Origin of the sequence: Flavobacterium defluvii, assembly GCF_900129555.1 — a bacterium.
Taxonomy (GTDB): Bacteria; Bacteroidota; Bacteroidia; order Flavobacteriales; family Flavobacteriaceae; genus Flavobacterium; species Flavobacterium defluvii.
The window spans coordinates 327,959-348,874 of the sequence record NZ_FQWC01000004.1 but is presented as its reverse complement, the minus strand read 5'-3'; the positions used below and the strand labels follow the sequence as shown (position 1 = coordinate 348,874).

The window sequence follows — 20,916 nt, the reverse complement described above, 5'->3', positions numbered from 1 at the left end:
GATGAAAAAAATTTGTATAGATAATACTTTTATAGGAGAAGGATATCCATGTTTTATTATTGCAGAATTATCTGCAAATCATAATGGAAGTATTGAAACTGCAATTGAAACAATTCGTGCAGCAAAAAGAGCAGGAGCCAATTGTATTAAATTGCAAACCTACACGGCAGATACAATAACTATTGATAGTAATAAAGAGGATTTTCTAATAAAAGGGACAATATGGGAAGGTCAAAATTTACACAAGTTGTATCAAGAAGCTTATACTCCATGGGAATGGCATGAAGAACTTTTTCGTGTAGCTAAGGAAGAAGGGTTAACCTATTTTTCTTCTCCATTTGATAAAACCGCGGTTGATTTATTAGAGAGTTTAAACGTACCCGCTTATAAAATTGCATCTCTTGAAATTACCGATATTCCATTAATAGAATATGCAGCATCTAAAGGTAAACCAATTATTATTTCAACAGGAATTGCTACACAAGAAGATATTGAATTGGCAGTAAAGGCTTGCAGGGATCTAGGGAATGATAATATTTCTTTATTAAAATGTACAACTAGTTATCCTGCACCAATAGAAGAAGCAAATATGGCAATGGTTAAAGATTTAGCTGAGAGATATGATGTCATTGCGGGGCTTTCTGACCATACAATGGGATCAACAGTGCCAATTGTAGCAACAGTATTAGGTGCTAAAATCATAGAAAAACATTTTATTTTAGACAGATCAATAGGAGGACCAGATGCATCTTTTTCAATGAACGAAATTGAGTTTACAGAAATGGTAAAAGCAATTCGTGAAGCAGAAAGTGCTATAGGAGTAGTAGATTACACATTGACAGAAAAGCAATTGCAGGGTAAAGATTTTTCCAGATCATTATATGTAGTTGAGGATATTAAAGCAGGTGGTGTAATTACAGAAGAAAATGTTAGATCAATCAGACCGGGATTTGGCATGCATCCTAAATATTTTAAAGATGTTTTAGGCAAAAAAATCAATTCAAATCTAGAAAAAGGTGATGCTTTAAAATGGGATTATATTATTAAATAATAATAATTATATGAAATTAAAATTACTAAATTTTTTGTTTGCTTTTGTATTGTGTCTTTCCTGCACTGCACAAGATGAAGATGATTCGGTTAAAATTAATACTCAAAAAATTACTAGAAGTGAAGGGTTGAATAACGCTTTTACTGATTTGGTTTTTTTTGATAATCAATGGTTTCTTTCATATAGAGAATCTGATAAACATGCACTAGGACTTGACGGTATTGTTAAGATACTTACTAGTTCTGATGGTATTAACTGGAGTGTCATCAGAGAGTTTAAAGAAGATAATTTAGATTTACGAGATGCTATGTTTGCAATTAATGGTGATAAATTAATGGCTTATGTACATGGATCTCGATATGAAGGTACTAATTTAGTTATGTTTAAAGATTTTAAATCAGATTACACTAAAGAAAAGGGCTGGAATGATTTGCAAAATGTTCTTTTAGATAAAAGAAAAGATTACACAAGTAAAATCGAAGGTAATCAGGCATGGCCTTGGAAAATTACTTGGTATAAAGGTAAAGCATATTCTTTTGCTTATGGGAAAGATAGTTTTTTTGACTTTTATACGAGTTCAAACGGGCTTAATTTTCAGAATATGTTTTTTGATCAGAATATTAAAGGGATACCTACAGAGGCAACTTTAGAAATAGATAGTAAAGGTGTATTCTATGTTCTTTCTCGAAGAGATGATGGAGGAGCAATCATTGGAAAATCAACAAATTCTGGAAGTACTTTTGAATGGTTTGGAGAAATTCCAATTTATAGTTTTGGAGGACCTGACTTTGTATTTTATAAAGACGGCTTACTAGTAAGTGGAAGGGAGAATCATAAAGTCATCTTAGGATATTACGATTTAACGACTAATGAATACAAAAAATTATATACTTTAAAAAGCGCAGGAGACTGTTCATACCCTGGGATGGTACTCAAAAATGATATTTTATGGATCAGCTATTATTCAGGCCATGAAAATAAATCAGGTACATCAATTTATCTTTCACGAATAGATTTAACTACACTTACGTTTTAAATTTATTACTATTATATTTTCACTGTAAGTGGAAATGCCATTTTTATGTTCAAAAAAGTAATTTCTCATAGTTTAATATATGGTTTAGCCCCATTTATACCTAAGATAATTAATTTACTAATGCTGCCAATTTTTACGGCAGTTTTAAATCCAATAGATTATGGCGTTCAATCCCTTTTGAATTCTAGTATGGGATTGATTGGTGTGTTGGCCATGTTAGGATTAAATCTCCCTTTAACTAATGCATTCTATAAACATAATTATCATTATAAAAAAAGATGGTCACAATTTTATGGATTTTTAAATTTATGGATGATAGTATATGCAATACTATTAGCGGGAATAATTTACTGTATTGTACCAATTGAAGCTAAGGGAAATGTATTTTTAATAATAGTATTTAATGTAATTCCTATTGTTTTATTTGGTCCTACTGCTGATTTAGGCCAATTGTATTATCAACTAACCCAACAGCCTAAGCAAGTTGTTATTAGAACAGTAATTATATCATTCATTACAATTGTATTAAATTATATTACAATAGTGGTATTGAACCTACATTATATGGGCTGGTTCTTCTCAACCTGCGTTTCAACATTACTTTTGAATGTATCTTATTGGTATCCATTGCATTATAAGCTTAAGATTAAGCCTGTCTATCATTTTAAAACTATAGTTATTAAAAATGGGTTAAAGGTTTCATTACCAATGATCCCTCATTACTATGGATCTTTTTTACTTGGTTCTGCCGATAGCTTAATTTTAAAGTATTACATGGTGGCTACAGTGCAAATAGGATTTTATGGCTTTGCAGCTACCTTTGGAAACTTAATGGCATTATTTGTCGGGGCAATAAATACAGCTGTGGTTCCTATATTATTTCAAATGATGAGAAATAAAGAATATTTAAACATTCGTAATTTGATTTGGACAATTCAAGGAGCTTTTTTAATTGCTGTAGTGTTAGGGTGCATGTGGATGAAAGAAATTTTTCAAATAGTAGTTAAAAATGAAAATTTGCAAGCAACATACTTTCTAGCTGTAGTTTTTATTATGGGACATTGTTATAGACCAATGTATTTTGGTTCAGGAAGCTTTTTATTTTACAATGAAAAAACGCGTAATCTTTGGAAAGTTACTTTTGGAGCCGGAGTATTTTGTGTTGCTGCAAATTTTTTATTGATTCCATTTCTTGGATTTAAAGTTCCTGTATATGTGCTTTTTTTTAGTTATTTAGTTATGGGTTATGGCGTATTCTTCCTGAAAGATTACCGTGAAAGCGCAATTGTAGATTTAAAGCCATTAATTTGGTTTTTTATGACAATATTTAGTTTTATTATAGTTTTATTTTTAGTAGATCTTGACTATAGGTTAAAACTGATTTCAACTTGTATTATATTAGTATTCGTAGCGACATTTTTTTTTAAAAACAGACATGAAAGAAAAATATGAAAAAGAAGATTATAAATTATTTTTTGCAATACCCATTATCTCGTAAATATTTGTATTCCTTTTTAAGGTTGAAAAATTACAATGGAACTCAGAGAATGAGAAATGAATGTAATTTGAGAAAAAAAATGAGTCTTTTTGAATACGATAAATTGGCCAAAAATATTGCTCCTTTTTTTTATCCAAATGAAATACAATTTTATGGCTTTAATCATGTTATTTCTAAATACCTTGGTATGTCTAGTTTGAACAGCAGAGTCACAAATGAACATGGTTTTATATTTTCAACATTTGCTTCTGATCAATATATAAAAAACGACATTATTTTAACATTTAGTGATTACAGAGAAGAACAATTGAAAAATAAATATTCCGATAAATTGAATATCGTTAAAATTGGGCCTTATATTCATTATGCAGATTCTTTATTGTCGAGAGAAGAAAAGGATGAAATTAAAAAAGGAACGGGTAAAATATTATTAGTTTTTCCCTTTCATTCTATTGATGGCGTTATAAGTAGTTTTGATACAGATACCTTTATAAAAGAAATAGAAAATTACAAGATCAAGAATAAATTTGATACGGTTCTAGTTTGTTTATATTGGAAAGATATTCAGATTGGCCGGGCAGAAAACTATATTAGGAAAGGTTACAAAGTTACCACTGCGGGACACATAAATGACAGATTTTTTTTGAATCGACTTAGATCTATTATTGAATTGGCAGATTTTGTACTTTCAAATGAGATAGGCAGCTATATCGCTTATTGTTTATGCTTAAAAAAAGAAATTAGGCTGATTAATCAAAAAAGTAAAGTTACTGATGAAAAGGGTAATGAGGAACATATCAATAAAATAAATTTTTTAAAGATTGAAGATCATATGATAAGTTATTATCAAATACAAGAAAAACTTATGTCTATTTTCTCAGTAGAAAACATGACTGAGGGAGACAAAGTCTTTGTAAATGATTTTTTTGGACTGAATTATTTAAAAAGCTCATCAGAATTAAGAAAATTAATCAATTGAATTTAAATGTAATTTTTAATTTTTTTAAGTTAATGTTGTTGATTTGATATTAATTAAATAATTTAAAAAAAAATAATTAATCCTTTAATAATATATTAGGTTTATAAATAATGAAAATAATAATAGTTAATTCATATGATAATGTTGGTGGAGCTGCTAGAGCAGCCTATAGGTTGCACAAATCATTATTATCAAAAGGAATTGACAGTAATATGATTGTACAGCGTAAGTTAAGTGATGATTATACTGTTCAGTCTTTTCCCACTAGTCTTTTCCAAGAGTTACTTGCAAAAGTTAAACATATATTAGATCAGCTTCCATTAAGGTTTTATAAAAACAAAACAAAAATACTTTTTAGTCCTTCTTGGTTAGGATTTAACAATGTTGTTGATCGAATTAATTCAGCTAATCCTGACATTGTTCACCTTCACTGGATTTGTAATGGTATGTTTAAAGTGGAAGATTTAGCACGAATTAAGGCTCCTATTGTTTGGACATTACATGACAATTGGGCTTTTACAGGTGGATGTCATATTATGTGGGATTGTGAAAAATACACTGGAAATTGCGGAACCTGTCCTAGACTTGGAAGCACTAAAGAGAATGATTTAAGTAGAGATGTTTTCAAAAGAAAAGAGAAGACTTATAAAAAAATGCCAAATATGGTCATTAATGGTTTAAGTGAATGGATTACTAATTGTGCAAGGAAAAGTACTCTTTTTAGAAATCATAAAATTATAAATATACCAAATCCCATAGATACTGACTTGTTTTACCCTTTTGATAAAACCCTATCAAGAAATTTATGGAGATTTCCGCAAGATAAAAAATTGGTTTTATTTGGAGCTATAGAAGCAACAAGCGATATTAATAAAGGTTATCAACAATTAAAAAATGCACTTGACTTATTACATAATGAGAATGTTGAGTTAGTGATTTTTGGTAGCAGTGAGCCTAAAGAGAAAGACTTTTTAAAATTTAAGACGCATTATCTTGGTCATCTTAATGATGATATTAGTTTGGTTTCATTATACAATTCGGTTGATGTGGTTGTATTGCCAAGTTTACAGGAAACATTGCCTCAAGTGGCCATTGAAGCAATGTCATGTGGTACTCCAGTTGTTGCTTTTGGACATACTGGATTGTTAGATATAATTGAACACAATGTAACGGGTTATTTGGCAAAGCCATTTGATAATAAAGAATTAGCTGATGGGATTAACTGGGTTTTAGATGAAAATAACCATTCTGGTTTATCAATAAATTCCAGAAATAAAATTGTAAATTGTTTTAGCAGTTCATATGTAACAGATAAGTATATAAAATTGTATGAGGATATGATGGCAAATAAAATTAAGCAATAATGGTTTTAAAGAATAATAAAATTGGTTATGCAGTAATATGGATTATTATTTTTATGGCATTTCCTTTCTCGATTGCTCAAGCTTATAATTTGCCTGCAAAAATGATAATGGCTTTGTTTACTACTCTTTTGACGCTAGGCCTTTTGCTTAAATTGAAAGATATTAAGGTAAATACAACTATGTCTTTTATCTTTCTATTCCAAATTTTTACATCATTTATATATTTATTTATGCATAAAGATTTGGCTTATATAAATCTCTTGTTTCAAATTTTAGTGCCATTCATAATTTATATGTATATATTGCTATTTTTGGATATAGAAATTTTATCAAAGTTGCTAATTAAGTTAACACTAGTTATGGGAGTGCTATCTGCCATATGTTTTATACTTTGTTTAACAATCAATTTGCCGTATTATTCAGTTTTTCAAAATCCTGATGGAAGGGATGGATTTAATTTTATTATAGCATTTACAAATACTAATGTTGATTACGGTTTTGGTAAATTTATTCGTCCGGCAGGTTTTTTTGATGAGCCTGGAACACTTGCTTTTTATCTAATAGTTGGAATACTGCTAAATGATTTAACGATAAAAAATACAAAGATTCAAACTACATTAATGATAGTGGGACTTTTTACATTCTCAGTAGCATTTTATTTAATTCTTACCCTTTACGGATTATTATATTTAAGTAAAAAAAGTTTGATAAAAATTTTGATCTCTTTTTTCTTCATTTCTTTTATTTCTGTTTATTTATACTCACAATTGGATAGCGAATATCAAGGAGTTATATATGGGTCATCAATAGGAAGACTAGAGAGTATAATTAATCCAGGTTCTGCATCGGACAATTTTCAAGCAGATAATAGATCAAATTTAATATCAAATGCCAAAGAAGCAATTATTGATTCCCCAATAATTGGCCAAGGAATCTCATATGCTTCAAACGAAGATAGTAAGTTTTATGGGACTTTTATGTCAGCAAATTTTCTTGGAATATTTGGAATACATGGGATAATTGGAGGATTAATATTTTCCTTACATGTATTTTATTATATCTATGTTTGTTTTAAAAAAAGAGGATGGCTGACAGTTCCTCAAAAATGCTGTCTGATATATTTAGTTTTGATATTACAAAGACCTGATTATATTGGAGGAATATTGACCTATCTAACAGTATGTCTCTTAACCTTAACTTCATTAAATTTTAAAAATGTTACCAAAAATATCCATTATTACAGTAGTTTATAACGACCACATTAATATATCAAGAACCATCGAAAGTGTAATTAATCAATCTTATGGTAATATAGAATATTTGATAATTGATGGTGGATCAACTGATACAACATTAGATAACATTAACAAATATATTAATAATATTGATGTTTTTGTTTCTGAAAAAGATAACGGGATTTATGATGCTATGAATAAAGGAATTGGATTGTGTTCAGGAGACTGGATTCTTTTTCTTAATTCCGGAGATTTTTTTCATGATAAAAACATTCTAGATAAAATTTCTGGTTACATCGAACAAAACAAGAATGTTGATATTATTTATGGAAATTACAACGTATTGTCTGAAAATTTAGATTTTAGTTTTGTTCGTGATGCAGATGATATTGAGAATATAAAAAAAGATATGGTTTTTAGTCATCAGGCCTGTCTTATAAAAAGAACTATACATCAAAAAAATTATTATAATTTAAAATATAAAATTTGTGCCGATTATGATTTCTTATTAAAAAGTTATTTAGAGGGAGCTGTTTTTCTTAGAATTTCAGAAGAAATAGCCACTATTTCAAATGGAGGACTATCAGATATAAATCGAATAAAAGTTTTTAAAGAGAGGTTAAAAATAAAAAATACGTTAATACCTTCTTTAAGTAACTATTTCAACTATTTTAAAAGCACTTCATATTTATATTTAGTAGGAACACTTAAAAAATTAATGCCGAATTCATTTTTTGTGAAATTTTATAAATTAAAATATAAAATTACTGGGGCCCAAAAAGAAAACTTTAATCAATCAGAAATTTAAAATTACAAATTATTATTTCATTATTCTAACAAATCTTAAAGGCTAAGACCAGCTAATAAATAATGAAAAATTATAAAAATATAATGAAAAAAAACATTTTATTTTTTTGTCCAATCCCACCACCAATTGGAGGGCAGGCATTGATTTCAAGTATTGTATATAATTTAATCAAACCTAAATTTTTAATTGATACAAATGTAAAAAGTAAATATTTTGGGACATTAATAACTTTATTCAGGACCTTTTTAATATTAATTTTCCGTAAAGTTGATTTGGTTTATTTTACTTGTACTAGAAGTAAAATAGGTGCTATAAAAGATGTGTTTCTACTTTTTCTGTGTAAGTTGCGTGGGATTAAAGTAATAAATCATTTACATGGTAATGAGATTATGGATCTCTTTGAAGAAAATGATATTTTTTCAAAAATAATTACTTTGGCATATAAGCAAATAGATGTGACAATTTTTGTAACGGAGCGCCAAAAAGAATTGATGCCATTATCATTGTCAAATATGAAAAAAATTGTCATTCCAAATTGTTATGATTCAATTTTAGATGATGTTGATTTTAACCATAAAAATAAAAAAGATGAAATACAGATATTGTATATTTCTTTTTTGATGAAAAGCAAAGGTGTTTTTGTAGCCTTGGATACATTTGAAAAAATAGCCTCAGAATATACAAATGTTGTATTTCATATAGCTGGAGAACCTTTATCTGATTATTTAATGTCATCTGCAGAAGTAAAACTATTGTTTGAAGATAAATTATCTAAACTACAACAAATTTATCCCGAACGATTTAAGTATCATGGTGTAGTAAAAGGAAATGATAAAAAGGAACTATTTTTAAACAGTGATATACTATTATTTCCGACTTTCTTTAAAACAGAATCATTCGGACTGGTTAATGTTGAGGCTATGAGAACAGGAAATGCAGTAATTACAACAGATCATAATTTTCTATCTGATATTGTGACAAAAGATGAAGGTATTCTGGTTAAACCAAATGATGTTGAAAGTACCTATAATGCAGTAAAATATTTTCTTGAAAACTTAGAAACACTTTTAAAAATTCAACAACACAATATTGAACACGCAAAATTAGAATTTTCACCAGAACAATTCAATTTTAGAATAAAATCACTATTCTCACAATATCTAGAAAGAGTAGAAAATTAAAAAAAATAAAGACTAAAACGGAATGTCTATCAAACATAAAATATTAATAACAGGAGGTTCGGGATTTATAGGGACAAATTTGACAGATAAATTAATTCGCGATGGTCATAAAGTTTTAAATATTGACCTTAAACAACCGCAAAATGATGAATTGTCAAAATATTGGAAAGAAGTAGATATTAATGATTTACATTATTTTAGGGAAATCGTTTTAAAGTTTGAACCGGATTATATTGTTCATCTTGCTGCTAGAACTGATTTAGATGGAAAAAAATTAGAAGACTATAATGCAAATGTTCTGGGAGTTAATAATTTACTCAAGATAGCAAATGAATTAAAGAATTTAAAAAAAATTTTAATAACGTCTTCAATGTTAGTTTGTCACACAGGTTATTATCCGAAAAATCAGTTTGATTATACCCCATCAACAATTTATGGGGAAAGTAAAGTACTAACAGAAAAAATAGTTTGGGATAATAAGCCTGCTTGTGATTGGGCAATTTTAAGGCCAACATCAATCTGGGGACCATGGTTTGGTGCGCCATATAAGAATTTTTTTGAAATGGTTATTTCAGGTAAATATTTTCACATCGGTAATAGAGGTTGTACTAAAACATATGGATTTATAGGTAATGCAATTTATCAAATTGAAAATATTCTTTTTAAAGAGACACTTAACGAACAAGAAAAAGTTTTCTTTATAGGTGATGATCCAGCAATAAATATCGAAGAATGGGGAAATGAGATTGCAGATGAGTTAGGAAAAAAAATTAAAAAACTACCTTATTTTGTCATTAAAACTGCTGCTTTCGTTGGTGATGGTTTGAATTTTTTGAAAATAAATTTTCCCATGAGTTCATTTCGTCTTCGTAATATGACAACTAATAATATTATAAATTTAGAAAATACTTATAAAGTTGCCCCAATATTACCTTATTCAAGGAAAGAAGGAGTAAAAATAACTTTAAAATGGATGCTTGATAGAAGAATATGAAAATTTCTATAATAACTGTTTGCTATAATAGCGCCTCAACAATTGAAAAAACAATTCAGTCTGTAGCTAGTCAGAGATATCAAAACATCGAATATATTATTGTTGATGGTAATTCTAAAGATAATACAATTGATATTATCAAAAAATATGAAAATAATATAACTAAATGGATTTCAGAACCAGATAAAGGACTTTATGATGCGATGAATAAAGGATTGGCTTTGGCAACTGGAGATTTAATAGGGATTTTAAATTCTGACGATACTTTTTATTCTGTCAATGTTATAGAAGAAATTGCAAAATTTCATGAAAATAATAATATAGACGCTTCAGTTGGAAATATTATTCAACATAAAGAAGATGGCAAAGTTGTGAGGATGTATTCATCCAAATTTTGGAGTCCTGAAAAATTGCGTATAGGATTCATGCCTCCACACCCTTCGATTTTTTTTGAAAGAAAATTATTTTCCAAGTTTGGCAATTATGAACTTGGTTTTAAAATTGGTGCCGATTACGAGCTGATCACTAGATTTTTTTTAAAAAATAATATATCATGGAAATATTCAAATATAACGACAACAGCTATGCTTGTTGGAGGTTTGAGTAGTTCAGGATCTTCATCTTATAAGTTAATTACAAAAGAAATTCAGAAAGCATTAAAAATGAATCAGCTTGAATTTTCTCCTTTTAAGATTAAAATGCGTTTTTTTTGGAAAATAATAGGTTTCTTAAAAAAATGAAAGTAACAATTACAGGGGCTTCGGGTTTTGTTGGGTTAAACCTTCAGAGTTATTTAAGAAATCATCACGAAATAAATGCATTGAAAGTACGTTTTGAAAATGATCAAAAATTCAAATTTGAAACGGATGCAATAATTCATTTAGCGGGTAAAGCACATGATTTAAAGAAAGTTTCGAAGCCATCTGACTATTATGAGGCAAATTTTGAATTGACGAAACAATTATTTGATGCATTTTTAGTTTCAGATGCTAGTGTTTTTGTTTTTATGAGCAGTGTTAAAGCATCTTCTGATAAAGTTGACGGAATATTAACCGAAGAAATTACGCCTAATCCCCAAACTCATTATGGGATTTCAAAATACAAAGCAGAACAATATATTTTAAGTAACGAACTTCCAGAAGGAAAAAGAGTATATATTGTTAGGCCCTGCATGATTCATGGACCTGGCAATAAAGGCAATTTAAATCTTTTATATAATATAGTTTCAAAGGGTATTCCGTGGCCGCTTGGTTCTTTTGAAAATCAAAGATCATTTCTTAGTATAGAAAATCTTTGTTTTGTAGTTAAAGAAATGATTGAAAACGAATCGATTATTTCTGGCGTTTATCAAGTTGCAGATGATTTAGCTCTTTCTACAAATCAATTAATTATAAATTTGTGCGAAACTCTAGAGAAAAAACCAAATATTTTGAAAATTCCCACTTCGTTTGTATATGGGATTTCAAGAGTTGGAGACTTTTTAAAATTACCTCTAAATTCAGAGAGACTTCAAAAATTGACTGAAAATTACGTGGTAAGTAATAATAAAATATTAAAAGCTATTGAAAAACCTTTACCTGTATCAACTCGCGAAGGTTTGACAATTACTTTTAAGTCATTTAAAAATAAAAAATAAATAGAATAGTTAAAAATTTGAATATGAAAATAGCTCTTATAACAGGGATTACAGGACAAGATGGTTCATACTTGGCAGAATTATTATTAGAGAAAGGTTATATGGTTCATGGAGTTAAAAGAAGAGCTTCTTCTTTTAATACACAACGTATTGACCATATTTATCAGGATCAACATGAAGCTCATGTGAATTTTAAATTACACTATGGAGATTTAACAGATTCTACGAATGTTATTAGAATTATTCAAGAAGTACAGCCTGATGAAATCTATAATTTAGGAGCAATGAGTCATGTAAAAGTTTCTTTTGATTCACCAGAATATGTTGCAAATGTTGATGGAATAGGTACATTAAGAATTTTAGAAGCTGTACGTATTTTAGGATTAGAAAAGAAAACACGTATTTATCAAGCATCAACATCAGAATTATATGGTGGTTTGGCAGAAAATAAAAATGAAAAAGGTTTTTATGATGAAAACTCACCATTTTATCCGCGTTCGCCTTATGGAGTAGCTAAAATCTATGGTTTTTGGATAACTAAAAATTATCGTGAGGCTTATAATATGTATGCTTGTAATGGAATTTTGTTTAATCATGAATCGCCACGTAGAGGGGAAACTTTTGTGACGCGTAAAATTACCATGGCTACTGCTGCTATTGCTTTGGGTGAGCAAGATTGTTTATATCTTGGAAATTTAGATGCTCAGCGTGATTGGGGACATGCCAAAGATTATGTAGAAGCAATGTGGAGGATTTTGCAACAAGACACTGCTGAAGATTATGTAATAGCCATGGGGGAAACAACTTATGTACGTGATTTTGTTAAAATGTCATTTGCAGAAGTTGGGATAGACATCGAGTTTAAAGGAGAAGGAGTGAATGAAAAAGGATTTGTTGCTTCGTGTAGTAATCCTGCATACCAAATTGAAATAGGAAAACAGGTTATTGCTGTTGATCCACAATATTTCCGTCCTACAGAAGTAGATTTATTGATTGGTGATCCAACAAAATCAAAAACAAAATTAGGATGGGTTCCGAAATATGATTTAGGAGGACTTGTAAAAGAAATGATGGTATCTGATCTTCAATATGTACAAAAAGAAAAGATGTTAAAAGAAGTGAGATCAACAATTAAATATTAAGTTAGATATAAATCAATAATTTTATTCTTGAATAAAGATTGTAGTATTATGAATTTAAATGATAAAATATACATAGCTGGACATCGAGGAATGGTAGGTTCAGCTATTTTACGCCAATTAAAAAGCAAAGGATTTAATAATTTTATTTTAAAAACTTCATCAGAACTTGATCTTAGAAATCAACAAGCGGTAGCTGATTTTTTTGAGAAAGAAAAACCTAAATATGTTTTTTTAGCCGCCGCAAAAGTTGGAGGAATTATTGCTAATAACACCTATAAAGCAGATTTTATATATGAAAATTTGATGATACAAAATAATATTATTCATCAATCTTATTTAAATAAAGTCGATAAACTGATGTTCCTAGGTTCGTCATGTATATATCCTAAAATGGCTCCTCAGCCATTGAAAGAAGAATATATGCTAACAGGAGAATTAGAACCTACAAATGAGCCTTATGCGATTGCGAAAATTGCAGGAATAAAAATGTGTGATGCCTACAGAGACCAGTTTGGATGCAATTTTATCTCGGTAATGCCAACAAATTTATATGGTCCAAATGATAATTATGATCTAAAAAACTCACACGTATTACCAGCGATGTTAAGAAAGTTCATTACAGCAAAACGCAATAGTGATGCTTCTGTAACAATTTGGGGTACAGGTAGTCCTAAAAGAGAATTTTTGCATGCAGATGATCTTGCAGAAGCCTGCTTATTTTTAATGGAAAACTATAATGATTCTGGTTTGGTTAATATAGGTGTGGGTGAAGATATTTCTATTTTAGATTTGGCAATTTTAGTTAAAAAGATTGTTGGTTTTGAAGGTGAAATTTTGACTGATACAACGAAACCAGATGGTACTCCGCGTAAATTAATGGATGTTTCTAAATTGAATAGTTTTGGCTGGAAAGCAACGATAACTTTAGAAGAAGGAATTCAGAAAGTTTATGATGAAATTAAAGATACTAATTGGGAATAAACAAAGGATTAATAAAAAATGCAATACATAATAATAGGCTTAATTTTAATGGTTTTGATGTTACTTTATTTTAGAGTAGCAGATCGATTTAATATAATTGATAAGCCAAATCAAAGAAGCTCTCATACAGAAATAACTTTACGAGGTGGCGGAATTATTTTTTGGTTTTCTTCTTTGTTATATTTTGTACAAAATATAGAGACTAATTACTTTTTCTTTACAGGAATTACTTTAGTGAGTTTAGTAAGTTTTTGGGATGATATTCAAAGTCTTTCCAATAAAATTAGAATTTCTATTCATTTTCTTGCAATTACATTGATTTTCTTAGATCTCAACTTGTTTACTCTTATACCAATTTGGGGAGTTGTTATATCTTACGTACTTGCCATTGGATTAATAAATGCTTATAATTTTATGGACGGTATTAATGGTATAACAGGACTTTATACTTTAGTTGTACTTGGATCTTTATTATATGTTAATACCAAAATTCAACTGTTTACAGATGGCAGTTTCATAAAATATGGAATGATTGCAAGTCTGGTGTTTTTGTTTTTTAATTACAGAAAAAAGGCTAAATGTTTTGCAGGAGATGTTGGTAGTATCGCAATTGCATTTTGGATTATTTATTTAGTTTTAAAATTAATTTTAAGCACAAATACTATTATTTGGCTCTTGTTTTTAGCAGTTTATGGAGTGGATGCTATTTGTACTATTTTACACAGGCTTTATTTAAAACAAAATATATTTGAAGCGCATCGTTTACATTTCTACCAAATTCTAAGCAATGAATACAAAATACAGCATAGATTAGTTTCGCTATATTATGCATTGGCACAAATTGGAATTTCTATTTTAGTAATATCATTTTATCAAAAAATAAGCGATTATATATTATTTGCGATTATAATTGTTCCACTACTTTTGGTGTATTCTTTAAAATTTTATTTAATAAATAAAAGCAACTTGAAATTACAAGTATGAGTCCAGAAGTAATTCAGGGAGGAAATTTTTCAGATCACAGAGGAACTATTTCATACGTAAATGATTTTAGTTTTAATGATATTGAAAGATTTTATATCATTACTAATTCAGAAGAAAACCCTATTCGTGCCTGGCAGGGGCATAAATTAGATTCGAAAAATTTTTATTGTGTAAGTGGATCTTTTAAAATCCATTTTGTCAAAATTGATAATTGGGAAAGCCCTTCTAAGAATCTTCCGGTAGAAACGATAATAGTTTCTGAGGGAGATAGTAAAATTGTACAAATTCCGCCCGGTTATGCAAATGCTGTGCAATCGTTAGAATCCAATTCAAAATTAATTTCATTTTCTACTTTACCTTTGACAAAGGTAAAAGAGGATGATGCACGTTACCCTTCTGATTATTGGAATATAAATGAATGACAAAATCTATTTATCACTACCAGAACAAAGTGGTTTTGAGCATAAATATGTTCAAAAAGCATTAGATTCAAATTGGATAACTTCAGGCGGGCCAAATGTCAATGATTTTGAAAATCAACTTCAAAGCTATTTTAATGACATTCCTTTTATAGCTGCTTTAAATTCTGGAACATCGGCCATTCATTTAGCATTAATTCTATTAGGAATAAAAACTGGTGATGAGGTTATATGTCAATCTATGACATTTGCAGCATCAACAAATCCTATTTTATATCAGGGAGCTATTCCTATTTTTGTTGATAGTGAGTCTGAAACATGGAATATCTGTCCGGAAATGATGGAAATTGCTATAAAAGATCGAATTAAAAAAGGCAAAAAACCAAAAGCGATAATTGCAGTTCATTTATATGGAATGCCTTATAAAGTTGATGAAGTTCATGCAATAGCTGATAAATATGAAATTCCAGTTATAGAAGATAGTGCCGAAGCTTTAGGGAGTCAATATAAAGGTAAGAAATGTGGTACATTTGGGACTTTTGGAATTTTATCATTTAATGGCAATAAAATCATAACAACATCAAGTGGAGGAGCATTAATTTGTAATTCATCTAATCTAAAAGAAAAAGCGATTTTTTATGCCACTCAGTCAAAAGATAAAGCATCACATTATCAACATAGTGAAATAGGTTACAACTATAGAATGAGTAACATTTGTGCAGGAATTGGTTTGGGACAGATTAAAATGCTGGATAAAAACATTGAGAAAAGAAGAGATAATCATTTATTTTATAAAAATATTCTTCAGCCTTTTAAGGAAGTTGAACTTTTTGAAGCTGCTAATGATGATTTTTTTTCCAATTATTGGCTAAATGCTATTTTGATTAGAGCAGATTCTAAAAATGAGAAAAGAGAAGCTTTTAGATTAAGATTAGAAGAAGAAAATATTGAGAGTCGCCCACTTTGGAAACCAATGCATTTGCAACCTTTATTTGAAAAATATCCATACTATGGAAATAAAGTAGCTGAACAATTGTTTGAAACAGGCTTATGTCTACCTTCAGGGTCGAATCTTACGATGGAAAATAAGGATAGAATTGAAAAAGTAATAACAAGTTTTTTCAATTAAGATCAAAAAAGAGAATTACAATTCAATATGAAAATTATAGAAACATTTCTAAAGGATTTATTAATTATTGAACCTACAATATTTAAAGATCAGAGAGGATATTTTTTTGAATCTTATAGTAAAATAAAATTTAAAGATTCAGGAATTGAAATCGATTTTGTTCAGGATAATCAATCATTCTCAAGGTATGGAACTTTAAGAGGACTTCATTATCAAAATCCTCCTTTTGCGCAAACGAAACTAGTTCGTGTGTTGGAGGGAGAAATTATAGATGTTGTTGTAGATTTAAGAAAAAAATCTTTAACTTATGGGAAAGTATTTACTATTTTATTATCTGAAGAAAATAAAAAACAATTATTAGTTCCTCAAGGTTTTGCCCATGGTTTTTCGGTTATTAGCGAAACAGCGTCAGTAATGTACAAATGCGATCAATTTTATAACAAAGAATCAGAAGGAGGAATAAAATTTAATGATCCCTCATTGCATATCGATTGGAGAATTGACTTAAAAGATGCTATTATTTCTGAAAAAGATCAGTCACTTCCTTTTATTGAAAGTTGTAACAGTTTATTTTGATGAAAAGAATATTAGTATCTGGAGCAAATGGGCAATTAGGATCTGAAATAGCGGTTTTGTCTAAAAAATATTCTAAATATGAATGGATTTTTGCAGATAGAGACCAAGTAACATTAGATAACTTGGATTTGCTTCATGACCAGTTAACAGAAATTAAACCAGATATAATTTTTAATTGTGGAGCTTATACAGCAGTTGATAAAGCCGAAACTGAAAAAGAATTAGTTTTTACAATAAATCATTTAGCAATAGAAGTAATTGCTAAATATTCTGAGAAAAATAAAGTAGATTTAATTCATATTTCCACCGATTATGTTTTTGACGGTACTTCTTCAATAGCTTTAAATGAAGATTCAGAAACAAATCCTATAAATGTATATGGAGAAAGTAAATTAGCAGGTGAAATAGCTTGTTTGAAAGAAAATCCGAATTCAATTATTATAAGAACTTCTTGGGTCTATAGTAAATTTGGAAACAATTTTGTTAAAACGATGCAGCGATTAATGCAAGAGAGAGAAGAAATTAGTGTAGTGAATGATCAAGTTGGTTCACCAACCTATGCCGCTGATTTGGCAGATGCTATGATTCAAATTATACAATCCCCACAATGGATTCCAGGAATTTATAATTTTTCAAATGAAGGAGAAATAAGCTGGTATGAATTTGCGTTGACAATAAAAAATTTTGGGAGGTATAAATGCAATGTTAAAGGGATTTCAGCATCATTATACCCAACCCTTGCAAAGCGTCCGAAGTTTTCGTTATTAAATAAAGAAAAAATAAAATCAATTTATAATTTACATATTCCTAATTATAAGGAAAGTCTAAAAAAAATGTTTATATAAACTGACTTCAAGATTAATAGTTTCTTAAATTAAAGATATACTATGAAAGGAATAATTTTAGCTGGAGGTTCTGGCACGCGTTTACACCCACTTACACTTGCAATGAGTAAACAGATGATGCCAGTTTACGATAAACCAATGATTTATTATCCATTATCAACGTTGATAATGTCAGGAATTAATGAAATATTAATTATATCGACACCGCATGATTTACCAAATTTTAAAAAATTACTTGGTGATGGCTCAACTTTAGGCTGTAAATTTAGTTATGCAGAACAACCAGTGCCAAATGGTTTGGCACAGGCTTTTGTTATTGGTGAAAAATTTATTGGGAATGATGATGTAGCTCTAATTTTAGGCGATAATATATTTTTTGGAGCTAATATGCAACAATTACTTAAGTCTAATACAAAACCAAAAGGAGGAGTTGTATTTGCATATCACGTTTCAGATCCTGAACGCTATGGTGTTGTAGAGTTTGATCAAAATTTTAATGCCATAAGTATTGAAGAAAAACCAGAGAATCCTAAATCTAATTTCGCTGTTCCAGGATTATATTTTTATGATAATTCAGTAGTAGAAATTGCAAAAAATATTCAACCAAGTGCACGTGGAGAATATGAAATTACTGATGTTAATAAAGTATATTTAGAAAGAAAAGCACTAAAAGTAGGTATTTTGAGCCGTGGTACCGCTTGGCTTGATACTGGAACTTTTAATAGTTTAATGCAGGCAGGTCAATTTGTGCAGGTACTTGAAGAAAGACAAGGTTTAAAGGTTGGCTGTATTGAAGAAGTAGCATGGAGACAAGGATTTATTAATGACGAGCAATTAGAGAATTTAGCCTTGCCTTTAGTAAAATCTGGTTATGGAGCATATTTACTAGAATTTTTAGAACAAAAGAAAAAAGGCTCTAAAGTTTAATTTTAATTAATAAGTAAAATTTTAAACCTTTAATTTGTATTTTTGTTAACTATACAAAGTTTGCAGAATTAAAATAAAACCAAATTGGATACAGATAAATCAACCAAAATAGCATCCATATTGTATAATTCTTTCTCACCAAGGAATTTGAGAGCACATATTAATAACCTTAGTTACTTGCCAAGGTGGATTATTGTTGCCATAGATGTAATGGTGCTTATTTTTTCATTTACATTTACTTATATGCTGTTTGAAGGAACAGCATTAGGATATATCATTATTTCTCATGATTTTTATTTTGTTACGAGTTTAATAGTTGTTAATGTTTTCTTTTTCTGGCTTTTTAGAACATATTCAGGAATTATAAGGCATTCATCATATATAGATGCGATTAAGTTATTGTTCTCACAAATGTCAGTTTTAGTATTCTTTTTGTTCGTAAACTTAGTTTACGAATTATATACAGGACAAAAAGCTTTTTTAAATACGGCATTATTTATCAATTTAGTTTTATCATTTTGTGGGTTATTTCTATATAGGGTAGTGGTTAAACAAACTTTTGAGTTGTATTTTTCAGAAAAAACAAATTCAAAACTTATTAGAACAGTAATCTATGGAACAGATGCAAATGCGATTTCTGTAGCAAACGCATTAAAATTTGAAACTCCGTCTCGATTCAAAATTGTTGGTTTTGTAGATAAAAATAATCAAAATGCATCCAAGAGAATGCTGGATCTTCCTATTTTGATTTTAAGAAAGAAACTCCCTGCTTTGATGCGTTCTGTTGCTGCAGAAGGTGTTATTATTGCAGATAAGAGCTTGACAAAAGATGAGCAATTAATAATTGTTGATCAATGTCTTGAATTCAATTACAGGGTTTATACAGTTCCTTTAATATCAGATTGGGAGAATCAAAAAGAGATTTCTCAAAAGGTAAAAAATATCCAGATTGAAGATTTGTTAGAAAGAAAACCTATTGTTTTAGATAGCAAATCAATTTCTAAACAATTAAAAGATAAAACGATTCTTATTACTGGAGCTGCAGGTTCCATTGGCAGTGAAATCGTGAGACAAGTTCTTGGTTTTAATCCAAAGACAGTAATTATTCTTGATCATGCAGAAACTCCTTTACACAATTTATGTTTGGAGACTTTAAGCATGAACACAACTGCAAAAATTGTGGCTGTTATTGCTGATGTAAAAAGTAAAAAAGCATTAGAAAAAGTATTTAAAAACTATAATCCGCATGTTGTATTTCATGCTGCGGCATACAAACATGTACCTCTGATGGAAGAAAATCCATCACAGGCTATATTAACAAATATAAAAGGAACTAAAAATTTAGCCGATTTATCATGTAAATATCATGTTAAAAAGTTTGTTATGGTTTCTACGGATAAAGCTGTGAACCCTAGTAATGTAATGGGGGCCAGTAAACGAATTGCTGAAAAATATGTTCAGTCATTATTTTTGAAAAATCAAAAAGAAAACGAATTAGGAATAACTAAGTTTATCACCACTCGTTTTGGAAACGTTTTAGGATCCAATGGTTCAGTTGTTCCTTTATTTACAAAACAAATTGCCGAAGGTGGACCAGTAACAATTACCCATCAGGATATTATAAGATATTTTATGACTATTCCTGAGGCTTGCCAGTTGGTGTTAGAAGCCGGAGCAATGGGTAATGGTGGCGAGATCTATATTTTTGATATGGGTAAACCTGTAAAAATTATTGATTTAGCTAAAAAAATGATTAAACTTGCAGGATTTATCCCAGATAAAGAAATTAAAATAAAAATTGTGGGATTGAGACCAGGTGAAAAATTATATGAAGAATTATTAAATGATACTTCTAAAACATTGCCAACCTATCACAATAAGATTATGATTGCTCAGGAAATTCAAGATGAATATGAAAACCTGCATACCGATATCGATGAGCTAATAGGTATTGCAGATTTTTATGATAATGAAGACATAGTAGCAAAAATGAAAAAAATTGTTCCGGAATTTAAAAGTATGAACTCTGCGTTTGAAGTTCTTGACAAATAGCTCTGAAATAAATTAAAAAAAGGTATATCAAAAAAGGTGTTTTTTAAACGCCTTTTTTGCATTTTAAACAAAATGGAAA

20 protein-coding genes are annotated in these 20,916 nt (G+C 29.2%); all 20 read left to right on the top strand.

What is annotated here, in order from left to right; genetic code table 11:
* The first annotated feature begins 1 nt into the window (after position 1).
* The 20 genes from pseI to BUC29_RS11900 all read left to right on the top strand — a co-directional run bounded on the left by pseI (position 2) and on the right by BUC29_RS11900 (position 20,837).
* Positions 2 to 1,051, top strand: a complete 1,050-nt coding sequence (gene pseI, locus BUC29_RS11995; protein WP_073416402.1) for a pseudaminic acid synthase — start codon at positions 2 to 4, stop codon at positions 1,049 to 1,051.
* 10 nt (positions 1,052 to 1,061) lie between these two features.
* Positions 1,062 to 2,087, top strand: coding sequence for a hypothetical protein (locus BUC29_RS11990; RefSeq protein WP_073416401.1), 1,026 nt, complete (start codon positions 1,062 to 1,064; stop codon positions 2,085 to 2,087).
* Positions 2,088 to 2,132: 45 nt separating this feature from the next.
* Complete coding sequence (locus BUC29_RS11985; protein ID WP_073416400.1) at positions 2,133 to 3,539, top strand: lipopolysaccharide biosynthesis protein; 1,407 nt, start codon at positions 2,133 to 2,135, stop codon at positions 3,537 to 3,539.
* A complete protein-coding gene (locus BUC29_RS11980; RefSeq protein ID WP_139260490.1) occupies positions 3,536 to 4,564 on the top strand; it encodes a hypothetical protein in 1,029 nt (342 codons plus the stop codon). The genes BUC29_RS11985 and BUC29_RS11980 overlap by 4 nt, the downstream gene beginning before the upstream one ends.
* Before the next feature lie 110 nt (positions 4,565 to 4,674).
* A complete protein-coding gene (locus BUC29_RS11975) occupies positions 4,675 to 5,928 on the top strand; it encodes a glycosyltransferase family 4 protein (RefSeq protein ID WP_073416398.1) in 1,254 nt (417 codons plus the stop codon).
* A complete protein-coding gene (locus BUC29_RS11970; RefSeq protein ID WP_073416397.1) occupies positions 5,928 to 7,181 on the top strand; it encodes a hypothetical protein in 1,254 nt (417 codons plus the stop codon). Before BUC29_RS11975 ends, BUC29_RS11970 begins: the two co-directional genes overlap by 1 nt.
* Positions 7,144 to 7,971: a glycosyltransferase family 2 protein gene (locus BUC29_RS11965; RefSeq protein WP_073416396.1), complete on the top strand. Its 828-nt coding sequence runs from the start codon at positions 7,144 to 7,146 to the stop codon at positions 7,969 to 7,971. The genes BUC29_RS11970 and BUC29_RS11965 overlap by 38 nt, the downstream gene beginning before the upstream one ends.
* 62 nt (positions 7,972 to 8,033) lie before the next feature.
* Positions 8,034 to 9,152: a glycosyltransferase family 4 protein gene (locus tag BUC29_RS11960; protein ID WP_073416395.1), complete on the top strand. Its 1,119-nt coding sequence runs from the start codon at positions 8,034 to 8,036 to the stop codon at positions 9,150 to 9,152.
* 22 nt (positions 9,153 to 9,174) lie between these two features.
* On the top strand, positions 9,175 to 10,146 hold the full coding sequence (locus tag BUC29_RS11955; protein WP_073416394.1) for an NAD-dependent epimerase/dehydratase family protein: 972 nt from the start codon (positions 9,175 to 9,177) through the stop codon (positions 10,144 to 10,146).
* Positions 10,143 to 10,886 carry a glycosyltransferase family 2 protein gene (locus BUC29_RS11950; RefSeq protein ID WP_073416393.1) on the top strand — a complete coding sequence of 248 codons (744 nt, stop codon included), beginning with the start codon at positions 10,143 to 10,145 and terminating at the stop codon, positions 10,884 to 10,886. The genes BUC29_RS11955 and BUC29_RS11950 overlap by 4 nt, the downstream gene beginning before the upstream one ends.
* Positions 10,883 to 11,782 (top strand): NAD-dependent epimerase/dehydratase family protein, encoded by a 900-nt coding sequence (locus BUC29_RS11945; RefSeq protein ID WP_073416392.1) that lies wholly within the window; start codon positions 10,883 to 10,885, stop codon positions 11,780 to 11,782. The genes BUC29_RS11950 and BUC29_RS11945 overlap by 4 nt, the downstream gene beginning before the upstream one ends.
* 23 nt (positions 11,783 to 11,805) lie before the next feature.
* Entirely contained in the window at positions 11,806 to 12,924 is a 1,119-nt protein-coding gene (gmd, locus tag BUC29_RS11940) for a GDP-mannose 4,6-dehydratase (RefSeq protein ID WP_073416391.1), read from the top strand.
* 48 nt (positions 12,925 to 12,972) lie between these two features.
* Complete coding sequence (locus BUC29_RS11935) at positions 12,973 to 13,905, top strand: GDP-L-fucose synthase family protein (RefSeq protein WP_073416390.1); 933 nt, start codon at positions 12,973 to 12,975, stop codon at positions 13,903 to 13,905.
* Positions 13,906 to 13,923: 18 nt separating this feature from the next.
* Positions 13,924 to 14,889, top strand: coding sequence for an MraY family glycosyltransferase (locus tag BUC29_RS11930; RefSeq protein WP_073416389.1), 966 nt, complete (start codon positions 13,924 to 13,926; stop codon positions 14,887 to 14,889).
* Entirely contained in the window at positions 14,886 to 15,311 is a 426-nt protein-coding gene (locus BUC29_RS11925; protein ID WP_073416388.1) for a cupin domain-containing protein, read from the top strand. The genes BUC29_RS11930 and BUC29_RS11925 overlap by 4 nt, the downstream gene beginning before the upstream one ends.
* On the top strand, positions 15,304 to 16,437 hold the full coding sequence (locus BUC29_RS11920; RefSeq protein WP_073416387.1) for a DegT/DnrJ/EryC1/StrS family aminotransferase: 1,134 nt from the start codon (positions 15,304 to 15,306) through the stop codon (positions 16,435 to 16,437). The genes BUC29_RS11925 and BUC29_RS11920 overlap by 8 nt, the downstream gene beginning before the upstream one ends.
* Positions 16,438 to 16,464: 27 nt before the next feature.
* Positions 16,465 to 17,013, top strand: coding sequence for a dTDP-4-dehydrorhamnose 3,5-epimerase (gene rfbC, locus BUC29_RS11915; protein ID WP_073416386.1), 549 nt, complete (start codon positions 16,465 to 16,467; stop codon positions 17,011 to 17,013).
* Positions 17,013 to 17,858, top strand: a complete 846-nt coding sequence (gene rfbD / locus BUC29_RS11910) for a dTDP-4-dehydrorhamnose reductase (protein ID WP_073416385.1) — start codon at positions 17,013 to 17,015, stop codon at positions 17,856 to 17,858. The genes rfbC and rfbD overlap by 1 nt, the downstream gene beginning before the upstream one ends.
* 42 nt (positions 17,859 to 17,900) lie before the next feature.
* On the top strand, positions 17,901 to 18,785 hold the full coding sequence (gene rfbA, locus BUC29_RS11905; RefSeq protein WP_073416384.1) for a glucose-1-phosphate thymidylyltransferase RfbA: 885 nt from the start codon (positions 17,901 to 17,903) through the stop codon (positions 18,783 to 18,785).
* A gap of 84 nt (positions 18,786 to 18,869) precedes the next feature.
* Entirely contained in the window at positions 18,870 to 20,837 is a 1,968-nt protein-coding gene (locus BUC29_RS11900) for a polysaccharide biosynthesis protein (RefSeq protein ID WP_073416383.1), read from the top strand.
* Positions 20,838 to 20,916: the final 79 nt, after the last annotated feature.